The sequence below is a fragment of the Algibacter sp. genome (assembly GCF_049667265.1).
Classification (GTDB): domain Bacteria; phylum Bacteroidota; class Bacteroidia; order Flavobacteriales; family Flavobacteriaceae; genus Algibacter_B.
Genome location: NZ_JBATHX010000437.1, coordinates 1 through 7,120 on the forward strand (window position 1 = coordinate 1; position 7,120 = coordinate 7,120).

Consider the following 7,120-nt stretch of genomic DNA (forward strand, 5'->3'; position numbering starts at 1 on the left):
AATTATGGTTTGGTAAATCATGTAACAACACCAGAAGAATTACTTCCGCTTTGCGAAAAAATAGCATCTAAAATTTCTAGTAACTCAACAGTTGCCATTAGTGCAGCCATTAGAGCCATAAACGCCAATTATAAAGATGGTATAGATGGTTTTAGTATTGAAGTTCAAGAATTTGGAAAGTGTTTTGGAACCGATGATTTTGAAGAAGGCACTTCGGCATTTTTAGAAAAACGAAAGGCTGAATTTCCTGGGGAATAAGCTTTTAGTTTGAAAATTTCGTTTTGTATATAGGTGAAACCCTAATCTTGAATAATGGCTCTATAGCTATAACCAAAATTTGCAGGTAAAACAACATGGTCTGAATCTAAAACAGTTCCATTACTTGCTTGCCATCTCATCGAATTACCATCAGCTGTAACCTTTGGCAAAACAAAACTGGCTAAATCATTATTAATTTTAAAAGTATTCTCCCCAATGAACCTGAGTCCATCAGGTAAATTCACGCTGATTAAACGGTTAGCAAGAAAAGCACTATTCCCAATAGACATTAGGCCCGCAGGTAATTCCACACTAGTAAGGCGGTTATCTCGAAAAGCACTAGCCTTAATTGACGTAAGCCTAACAGGCAATTTCACTCTAGTTAGAAAGTTAACATTAAAGGCACTCTCCTCAATGGTATTTAGCCCATCAGGCAAGTCAACATGCGTTAGGCGGTTATTTTGAAAAGCAAAATCACCAATGGACGTAAGCCCAGCAGGCAAATCTACATTTGGTAGACTGTTATCTCGAAAAGCACTACTTCCAATGGACGCAAGCCCATCAGGCAAAGTGACACTAGTTAGGTTGTTATCTCGAAAAGCACTACTCTCAATTGTCGTAATCCCAGCAGGAAAAACCACACTAATTAAATTTTTATCTTGAAAAGCATTCTCTCCAATCCCTGATACCAATTGCCCGTCTAGCATCTCGGGGATAATAATATCGGGTTGATAATTATCACCACTTGCGTTAGTAAGTGTCGAGGAAGTGATTATCCCGTTTACTAAAGTCACATCAGTACCAGCGAGGGTATAAGGTGTTTGCGAATTGCCCACAAAGGCAAATGCAACCAAAACGATTATGCTTAACATTATTTTATTCATAACATGTATTGGTTTTAATCTTTAAGTCAGGCTAATTTCGGTGTTTAATTCAATAGGTAGTTTTAAATTCATGTGTGAACTATTTTTGTAACCTACTGCTAATCGCCGTTCTTCCATGAAAACGAAGATACAAAAAGGGGCAGCTAATCCCTGTAATTAGCATAAGATCAACTAAAATTATTTTAATAAAAAAAAGTGGACCATTATGGTCCACTTTTAATATTGATAATAAATAAGTTAATTGAATTTAATTAATAACTTTAGTAAATTGTCTGCCTTCTGTATTGAATACAATTTTGTATTCGCCAAATTTCAATCCATCTAATTTATAGATTCTTTCAATTGTTTTTGTGTCTTTAAGGCTTTCAGAAAACACAAGCTCAGATTCACCGTAACCTGTAAAGTAAATATCAATTTTTAGCGGTGCTTCATCTAATGAAAGTTTTGTGATATAAACTAAATCACCTTTAACTCTTACCAAGGGCTTGTAAATTGTTTTTTCCTTTTCCTTTTCAAAAACAACAATGTTTGAGGTTACGGTAAAAGGAACAGAGTTAATTTCTAAATCTTTAACCAATTCGAACATATAAGCACCGTTTGGTAATTCAGTTAAGTCAAAACCTTTTGTATATTTACCTGTTACCTGTAGATATTCTTTGAATAAAATCACACCATTCATATCCTTAATAGATAGGAGGTTACCTTTCTTTACATTATATAATGTAAGGGCTGTTCTTTTAGCGTCATTTTTAATATTAAATAATGAGGCATCATTTGCGAAACTTAACATGGTAGCAAACATGGTTACCATTAAGATTCCTTTTTTTGTGTTTCTAATTGTGTTTTTCATAATCTGGGTTTTTTAACGTTCAACACTACAAATATATAACACAATATCAGTTTGTAAAACATTGATATTGACGTATTTATGTGTTAAATTATCTGTTAATTTAACATCATTTTTAGGTAAAATTAATGTGTCTAATAAACTAGAAAAACGAAAATTTTAATTAAATCATTCTTGAAAATGAAAACAAAAAAAAATGCTTTTTAAAAAGCATTTAAAATTTATAAAAGGAAGTAAAATGTAATGTAACTAAAAAATGAAAGTGGGCCACCACAGCCCACTTTTCCAACTAAACTAAACTAAATAAGACATTAAAACTAATTATTAATGAATGTTGTATACTCTTTGTTATCAGAGTGAATTTCTATTTTATAATTTCCTTTTTCTAATTTGAATACTTTTTCAACAATTTGTGAATTTTCAACTACTTCAGTAAAACTTAGTCTTGATTCTCCATAAATATCAATGGCATATACTTTAATTGTTGTGTCCGCAGAACTTGGATTTAATTTTGATACATAAACCAAACCATTCGCTTCTCTAACATAAGGTTTAAAGTAAGTAGATTCATCTGTTTTGTTAAAACTAACTTTATTAGAGCTAACTGTAAAAGGAATAGTTTTAATTTCTAAATCTTTTTCAAGTTCAAAAAGATAATCTCCATTTGGTAATTCAGATAAATCAAATCCTTTTTTATAAATACCATTAGTTGCAATCGCCTCCTTATAAAGAGTTATTCCGTAAACATCTTTTAATGTAAGTAAATTTCCTTCCTTTACATTTTCAATAACTACAGCTGTTTTTTTAGCATCTCTTTTTGCATTATTTGCAAATCCTGTAACCGTAGCAAGTAGTGCTACCATTAAGATTCCTTTTTTTGTGTTTCTAATTGTGTTTTTCATAATTTGGGTTTTATAACGTTCAACGGTACAAAGGTATATAGGAAGTTGGCTTATGAAAACATCAATTTTGACCAATTTATGTGCTAGATTATCTGTTAATTTAGTGTTAATTCTATGTTAAGTTAATTTAGCATACATTTTGGGTAATTAAATATATAATGTATGCATAATATATACTAAATTTGTTTTAAAATGACCCCCTCATGATTAAGAAGAAACCTACTTTAGAAAAAATCACTCCAAGTTTTGGAAGTTCCATACTTGTCAGGCAGCATGGAGAAAGCGCGGATAAAAACAATGCCTTTTGGCATTTTCATCCCGAATTGGAGCTTGTTTATGTTAACAAAGGCCAAGGAAAAACACATATCGGAAATCACTTATCTTATTTTAATAATAGTCAACTTATATTAATAGGAGCAAATTTACCACATAATGGATTTTCAGATAGACTTACAGCTACCGGTACAGAAACGTTAATTCAGTTTAAGGCAGATTTTTTAGGAGATGATTTTCTGAATGTTCCTGAAATGGCCAATATAGTTGCCTTGTTTGAAAGAGCTAAAAAGGGCATTCGATTTCAAATTGATACTAAAAAGAAGATTGGTCTTAAAATTGAAAAACTTTTAGAACACGATGGATTAAAACGTGTATTGAAATTTATAGAAATTTTAGATTATTTGGCAACGACTGATGATTACACCTTGTTAAATGCGAATGGATTTGCATTTGAAACAGAAGCTCAGGATAGTGCTAAAATTGGAACCATCTTTAAATATGTTCGAGAAAATTTTGAACACCATATTCCATTAGATGAAATTGCCGATTTAGTAAGTATGACGGTGCCTGCTTTTTGTAGGTATTTTAAAAAATCTACAGGAAAAACCTTTACTCAAGTAGTGAATGAATACCGCGTTGTGCATGCCACAAAGTTATTATCTGAAGAAAGTGATATGAGTATTGCCGATGTTTGTTTTGAATGTGGATTTAATAATTTCTCGCATTTTAATAAAGTATTTAACGATATAACTGGCAAGAGTGCTTCAGTTTATAGGAAAGAGATTATTAGAATTATTCAATAAGAATAAAAGTTATGGATGATAAAATCAATGAAACAATAAATTATTATTTATTGAAAAGAGAAGGCATTCTGAACTATTTTAATAATAACAATAATTTAACTGCTGAAGAAATTATTGAAAATGCTGAAGAGTTATCGATTCTAGAATATAAAATTACCGCTTTACAGGTTGCTTTAGAGAATTAAGTATCACTTTTTACCTTCCCATTCACCATAAAACTGATCAAGGAAATTTAACATGTAAATATGTCTTTCATTGGCTAGTTGCTTCCCTGTTTTTGTATTCATTTTATCTTTTAGGAGCAGTAGCTTTTCATAAAAATGATTGATGGTTGGGGCAGTAGATGCTTTGTATTCTGCCTTGGTCATGTTCAGATTTGGCTTGATATCTGGATTATAAAGTGCCCTATCTTTAAAACCACCATAATTAAAGCAACGGGCAATTCCAATGGCTCCAATGGCATCCAATCTATCGGCATCTTGTACCACATTTAGTTCTTGTGATTTGAAATTTTCTGCACTATTTGTAGCTAAGCTCGATTTAAATGAAATATTTTCTATAATATTTACCACATGTTGAATAACCGTTGAATCTACATGCCATTTTAAAAGAAATTCTCTCGCTATTTTAGGGCCAATAGTTTCATCTCCATTATGAAATTTGCTATCGGCAATATCATGTAATAAGGCACCTAGAGAAACCACAAGGATATCTACAGGTTCCGATTTTGCAATTAAAAGGCTGTTTTTATAAACGCGTTCAATATGAAACCAATCATGACCACCTTCAGCTTCAGCTAAAGTGTCTTTAACAAATAAAATGGTTTTTTGGATAATATCTTCTGAAGTCATACAACTATTAAATTTCTTCTAGAATTGAAGTGCCTTTTGATTTATCTCCCGACGTCCATTCCCAACTTTCATAAAGTGTTATTTTTCCGTTGGGATTAATTTTTGGTTTAGAAACACAAATGCCAGTCATTAAATCACCATTTTTATTGATTTGATGGTATCGCATGTTAATAATGCCATTAGAATCTACCAAGCCAATTAAATGACCTTCAATAATGTTACCACCCGTATAGGCTGAGGTTAAAATGTTTCCGTTTTGTTTGTATAGAAAAATAGTATCAGAAGTGGTTTCACTATTTTCTGAACTTGAAATAGGTTTAAAACGTTTGTTATTATAATTAACCAATTAATTTTTTCTAGTAAGCCTATGTTTTTTGGAATTTTATTTTATTATAGCAGGCTCAACCCATTTAAATTGAAAGGAGTTTTCTGGAATTTTCATACGTTCAGATAGGCGATACATTCTTGCGGGAAGTTTCATTAAATAATCTCTAGCCTTTTCAGCTTCATCATTTAATCCAGTAATACTTCCAATGTCCCAGCGTTCTATTAGTTTTTGTAAAATATCAACATAATCTGTTGAGGTATAAACGCCAATTCGCTGTGCCGTATTCGAGAATTCTTCAAAAGCACTACTGGCTTTACCTCCAGATTCTCTTAAAAAGTGAGCAGGCATGGTAATTTTTTGTTTCATCATATAATGAAAAGCCATCATCATTTGACTTGGATCTACTGTGAAAATACGTTCTACAAATTCAGAATAAGCGTGGTGATGCCGCATTTCATCGCCAGCGATAATTTTACACATTTTTGATAAACGCTTATTGCCTTTATCTTTTGCGATTTTTGCTACGCGATTATGCGAAATGTAAGTTGCTAACTCTTGAAAACTGGTATATACAAAGTTTTTGTAAGGGTCGCGGTCTGTACCAATATCAAAACCATCAGCAATTAGGTGCTGTGTGGTTTTTTCAATTTCTTTCATATTAACACGCCCAGAAAGGTATAAGTATTTGTTTAAAACATCACCATGTCTATTTTCTTCTCCAGTCCATTGGCGCACCCATTTTCCCCAGCCGTTTTCACCATCTACTTGATCTACACCTTCAACATCCATTAACCACGATTCGTAAGTTGGTAAAGCCTCCTCGGTAATCATATCGCCAACTAAAACTACCCAAAAATCATAAGGTAAATCTTTTGCGAGTTCTCTTATTTCCTTTACTTCTTCAAAAAAGGAATCATCTGTTGTTTCAGAATTTGGCAAAAAATCTGAGGGTTGCCAGATACTATCTATAGGTATTAAGTATTTTTCCATTAACGCATTAACGTCTTTTTCCAAAAACTTCATCACCTCTAATCTCTTATTCTTTAAAGACATAATTTCTTATTTTAATGTTTAATACCTTTTTTTATAGTTGTTTCAACGTTATCAATAAGCTCTTGCTTATTAACAAATATAGCTAAATCTAGGGGTTTATGTACAGTAAATTTTAGATGATTTCCTAAACCCATCGGGAATTTTCCATAGCGAAACATTTTCCAAGAATTGTTAATGGTAACAGGAACCACCAATGCTGACGGGACTTTTTTAAATAAAATTTCCAATCCTTTGGTTTGAAACGATTTTGGCGTACCATCTTTACTTCGTGTGCCTTCTGGAAAAATGACGGCTGCATAATGGTTCTTTTCTACCCTTTCACCAAATTGCATAAGTGCTGGTAATGATTGTCTTGGGTTTTTCCTGTCAATTAAAGCAGCACCGCCATGACGTAAATTGTAGGATACACTTGGTATGCCTTTACCTAATTCAATTTTACTTATAAATTTAGGGTGATGTTTTCGCAGATACCAAGTTAGTGGATATATGTCGTGTAAACTTTGATGGTTAGCAACAATTATTAACGGTCTATTAGTGTCTATTTTATGCGGATTATCCCAAGAAAAACGGGTGCCTAAAATATGTGCACATAACATGAGGCTAAATTGCAGAGCATACACACTTTTTTCGTGAACTTTGGGTCCAAAAACATTAAAACAAAACCATTGTATGGGATGAAATACGACTAGTGCTAATCCAAAAAACACATAGTAAATAAACGAAATCGGATAGGACAAAAGTTTTATCATGCCCCAAAAATAATAAACTAATACCAAATTAATTATAAAACTCAACTACTAATTAATTTGGTATAAATTTTAGTACACAGCAACACAAGCATTATTTTCACAAATAATAGATGTTGGCGGATTAACAATACTACAATCTGACATAAGCCCCCATTTTGTATTGAATTCA

Annotated in this window: 10 protein-coding genes; 3 read left to right on the forward strand and 7 right to left on the reverse strand. The window is 32.1% G+C overall.

What is annotated here, in order from left to right; genetic code table 11:
- The coding region (locus WBN21_RS15175; RefSeq protein ID WP_424201749.1) for an enoyl-CoA hydratase/isomerase family protein at positions 1 to 258 on the forward strand (258 nt) is incomplete at its 5' end.
- Positions 259 to 299: 41 nt separating this feature from the next.
- Here the strand turns inward: WBN21_RS15175 and WBN21_RS15180 are convergent.
- The 3 genes from WBN21_RS15180 to WBN21_RS15190 all read right to left on the reverse strand — a co-directional run bounded on the left by WBN21_RS15180 (position 300) and on the right by WBN21_RS15190 (position 2,891).
- A complete protein-coding gene (locus WBN21_RS15180) occupies positions 300 to 1,142 on the reverse strand; it encodes a leucine-rich repeat domain-containing protein (protein WP_424201751.1) in 843 nt (280 codons plus the stop codon).
- Positions 1,143 to 1,389: 247 nt separating this feature from the next.
- Positions 1,390 to 1,992, reverse strand: a complete 603-nt coding sequence (locus WBN21_RS15185) for a hypothetical protein (RefSeq protein WP_424201753.1) — start codon at positions 1,990 to 1,992, stop codon at positions 1,390 to 1,392.
- A 314-nt stretch (positions 1,993 to 2,306) separates the two neighbouring features.
- Positions 2,307 to 2,891 carry a hypothetical protein gene (locus WBN21_RS15190; RefSeq protein WP_424201755.1) on the reverse strand — a complete coding sequence of 195 codons (585 nt, stop codon included), beginning with the start codon at positions 2,889 to 2,891 and terminating at the stop codon, positions 2,307 to 2,309.
- Positions 2,892 to 3,094: 203 nt separating this feature from the next.
- Here WBN21_RS15190 and WBN21_RS15195 point away from each other — a divergent pair, with 203 nt between their 5' ends.
- Entirely contained in the window at positions 3,095 to 3,970 is an 876-nt protein-coding gene (locus tag WBN21_RS15195) for an AraC family transcriptional regulator (protein ID WP_424201757.1), read from the forward strand.
- Between the two features lie 11 nt (positions 3,971 to 3,981).
- Positions 3,982 to 4,155, forward strand: a complete 174-nt coding sequence (locus WBN21_RS15200; protein WP_424201759.1) for a hypothetical protein — start codon at positions 3,982 to 3,984, stop codon at positions 4,153 to 4,155.
- A 3-nt stretch (positions 4,156 to 4,158) separates the two neighbouring features.
- Here WBN21_RS15200 and WBN21_RS15205 read toward each other — a convergent pair whose 3' ends face one another.
- Genes WBN21_RS15205 through WBN21_RS15220 form a run of 4 tightly spaced genes read right to left on the reverse strand, consistent with a single transcriptional unit; the run spans position 4,159 to position 6,951 of the window.
- Positions 4,159 to 4,821: an HD domain-containing protein gene (locus WBN21_RS15205; protein ID WP_424201761.1), complete on the reverse strand. Its 663-nt coding sequence runs from the start codon at positions 4,819 to 4,821 to the stop codon at positions 4,159 to 4,161.
- A gap of 7 nt (positions 4,822 to 4,828) precedes the next feature.
- Positions 4,829 to 5,167 (reverse strand): n-acetylglutamate synthase, encoded by a 339-nt coding sequence (locus tag WBN21_RS15210; protein ID WP_424201763.1) that lies wholly within the window; start codon positions 5,165 to 5,167, stop codon positions 4,829 to 4,831.
- Positions 5,168 to 5,203: 36 nt separating this feature from the next.
- A complete protein-coding gene (locus tag WBN21_RS15215; protein WP_424201765.1) occupies positions 5,204 to 6,202 on the reverse strand; it encodes an acyl-ACP desaturase in 999 nt (332 codons plus the stop codon).
- An 11-nt stretch (positions 6,203 to 6,213) separates the two neighbouring features.
- The gene (locus WBN21_RS15220) at positions 6,214 to 6,951 is read right to left on the reverse strand and encodes a lysophospholipid acyltransferase family protein (protein ID WP_424201767.1); all 738 of its coding nucleotides are present in this window, start codon (positions 6,949 to 6,951) and stop codon (positions 6,214 to 6,216) included.
- Between the last annotated feature and the right edge of the window lie 169 nt (positions 6,952 to 7,120).